The sequence below is a fragment of the Streptomyces hainanensis genome, from assembly GCF_004348415.1.
Lineage (GTDB): Bacteria > Actinomycetota > Actinomycetes > Streptomycetales > Streptomycetaceae > Streptomyces > Streptomyces hainanensis.
This window is the reverse complement of sequence record NZ_SMKI01000746.1, coordinates 1-2302: the sequence shown is the minus strand read 5'-3', so window position 1 is coordinate 2302 and position 2302 is coordinate 1. Positions and strand designations below refer to the sequence as shown.

Here is a 2302-nt window from a genome sequence, read left to right as displayed (position 1 = left end):
GTCCCGGCCCCCGCCGGCGCCCAGGACAGCAGCGACCGGGCCGCCGCGGTGCTCGGGGCCACCGGGGGCCTGGTCGTCGTCGACCCCGACGGCCGGCTCTGGGCCAGGACCGCCCGCCAGCGCGGCAAGCTCGGCCCCGTCCACGTCTACGACCCGGGGCACGCCACCGACAGCCCCAACCGCCTCCGCTGGGCGCCCCAGCGCGGCTGCGAGGAGATGCCCCTCGCGCGCCGCCGTGCCGCGGCGCTCCTCGCGCCGGTCCGCCCCCCGGAACCGGTGTTCCGGCTGGACGCGGAGACGGCCGAGGTCGTGCTCCGCTGCCACCTGCACGCCGCCGCCCTGGCGGGCGAGCCCATCCAGCAGGTGCACCGCTGGTCCCAGGGCCGCTCCGCGGGCACCCCGGGCAAGATCCTCCGCACCCACCCGCGCGCCGCCGGTGGCGCCTCGATGGAGTTGGAGAGCGCCCTCACCGCCCACCCCGGCCGGCGCGACGCGGCGCTCCTGCTCATCGGCCGCGCCCTCGGCGGCCTCGACCAGCTGCACATCCGCCAGTCCTGCACGCCGGGCCGCGTCGACACCCTGGCCCTCGACAACCTGGCGGGCGAGGGCGCCACCCTCTACGTCGTCGGCGACCAGCGGGAGACGGCCGCCCTGCGCTCCGCCCTGGTCGACGAGCTCACCGCCGCCCGTCCCGGCGCCCTCACCGTCGTCGACGGCGGCTGATCCCGCCCTGTCAGTGCCGGGTGGCACACTGGGCAGCGTGAACGACGAGGCACGATGGATACCAGGGACCTGGTGAGGCTGCGCCGGGCCCGCGACCTCATGGACCGGCACTACGCCAGGCCGCTCGACGTCGCGGCCCTGGCCAGGGTCGCTCTGATGTCCCCCGGGCACTTCTCCCGCAGCTTCCGCGCCGCCTACGGCGAGACCCCCTACGGTTATCTGATGACGCGCCGCATCGAGCGCGCCAAGGCCCTGCTCCGCCGGGGCGATCTCACCGTCACCGAGGTCTGCTTCGAGGTCGGCTGTTCCTCGCTCGGCTCGTTCAGCTCCCGTTTCACCGAGCTGGTCGGCGAGAGCCCCAGCGTCTACCGGGCCCGCCACCACAACGTCGATGCGGCCATTCCGGCGTGCTTCGTCAAGATCTTCAGCCGCCCGATCAGGAATGGAGAAGGCACCGCGGCCGCCGACACGTAGCGTGCGACGCATGGATCTGACGCTCTCTCACTGCTTTCTTCCCATCGACGACCACGACCGGGCGATCGCCTTCTACCACGAGGCACTTGGGCTCGAGGTGCGTTCCGACGTATCGGCGGAGGGCATGCGCTGGGTGGTGGTCGGCTCCCCGGCCCAGCCGGGCGTCAACATCGTGCTGCAACCGCCGGTCGCCAACCCCGACGCGTCGGCCGGCGACAAGAAGGTGATGGGCGAGCTGATGGCCAAGGGGGTGCTGGGCGGCGTCAACTTCGCGACGGACGACTGCGACACCACCTTCGAGCGGGTCCGCGCCGCCGGCGCCGAGGTGGTGCAGGAGCCGATCGACCAGCCGTACGGGGTGCGGGACTGCGCCTTCCGCGACCCGTCGGGCAACCTGATCCGGATCAGCCAGGACCGGGCCTGAGCACCATCTCGTAGGCACCGAACGACAGGTCGTCGGGGTCGGAGTCCCTGACTCCGGTGGGCCGGAAGCCGAGCGACGTGTAGAAGCGGGCGGCCCGGGCGTTGGCCTCGTGGACGCGGAGCCGCACCTCCCGGCCGCCGGCCCAGTCGATGGCCGCCCCCATCAGTCGGGCGGCCAGCCCGGTGCCGCGGTGCTCGGGAAGCAGATACACGCCCACGACCTGGGCCCACCGCTCCTCCCGGCACACGCCGACCATGCCGGCCCAGGCGCCGCCGTCGAGTTCGCCGGCGAACACCACGGTGCCGCGCCCGGCGGCCCGCCGTTCCCATTCGACCCGGGTGAGCTGGAGGGCCTCCTCGTAGGGCTCGAAAAAGGCCACCGGCGCGACGGGATCGCTCAGGGCTGCCAGCCGCAGCGTCCTGAACTCCCGCCAGTCCTCACGGCTCGACCGCCGGATGGTGTACACCATGCGGTCGATGCTTTCACCGGAGCCGCCCACCCGCAACACACGTAGGGCCCGTTGGTTTCCCAACGGGCCCTACACATACAAAAATTGTCCGGCGGCGACCTACTCTCCCACACGGTCCCCCATGCAGTACCATCGGCGCTGGCAGGCTTAGCTTCCGGGTTCGGAATGTAACCGGGCGTTTCCCTACCGCCATGACCACCGGAACCCTTAGA

3 protein-coding genes, 1 rRNA gene and 1 pseudogene are annotated in these 2302 nt (G+C 72.5%); 3 read left to right on the top strand and 2 right to left on the bottom strand.

The window, feature by feature from the left end:
* From E1283_RS37800 to E1283_RS35500, 3 genes and pseudogenes are all read left to right on the top strand, one after another.
* Positions 1-723 (top strand): annotated as a pseudogene (locus E1283_RS37800) (hypothetical protein); the annotation flags it as partial.
* A 54-nt stretch (positions 724-777) separates the two neighbouring features.
* A complete protein-coding gene (locus E1283_RS35505; protein ID WP_132822280.1) occupies positions 778-1197 on the top strand; it encodes a helix-turn-helix domain-containing protein in 420 nt (139 codons plus the stop codon).
* A gap of 10 nt (positions 1198-1207) precedes the next feature.
* A complete protein-coding gene (locus E1283_RS35500; protein ID WP_207930666.1) occupies positions 1208-1621 on the top strand; it encodes a VOC family protein in 414 nt (137 codons plus the stop codon).
* Here E1283_RS35500 and E1283_RS35495 read toward each other — a convergent pair.
* Both E1283_RS35495 and rrf read right to left on the bottom strand, forming a co-directional pair.
* Entirely contained in the window at positions 1602-2090 is a 489-nt protein-coding gene (locus E1283_RS35495; protein ID WP_132822278.1) for a GNAT family N-acetyltransferase, read from the bottom strand. The two genes, E1283_RS35500 and E1283_RS35495, sit on opposite strands and share 20 nt — an antisense overlap.
* A gap of 86 nt (positions 2091-2176) precedes the next feature.
* Positions 2177-2293: ribosomal RNA gene (gene rrf, locus E1283_RS35490) — 5S ribosomal RNA — on the bottom strand.
* Between the last annotated feature and the right edge of the window lie 9 nt (positions 2294-2302).

Excerpts from the sequence above, each read along its gene's own strand:
- E1283_RS35500 (WP_207930666.1), top strand. The coding sequence starts at position 1,208 with ATGGATCTGACGCTCTCTCACTGCTTTCTTCCCATCGACGACCACGAC.
- E1283_RS35495 (WP_132822278.1), bottom strand. The coding sequence starts at position 2,090 with ATGGTGTACACCATCCGGCGGTCGAGCCGTGAGGACTGGCGGGAGTTC.
- E1283_RS35505 (WP_132822280.1), top strand. The coding sequence starts at position 778 with ATGGATACCAGGGACCTGGTGAGGCTGCGCCGGGCCCGCGACCTCATG.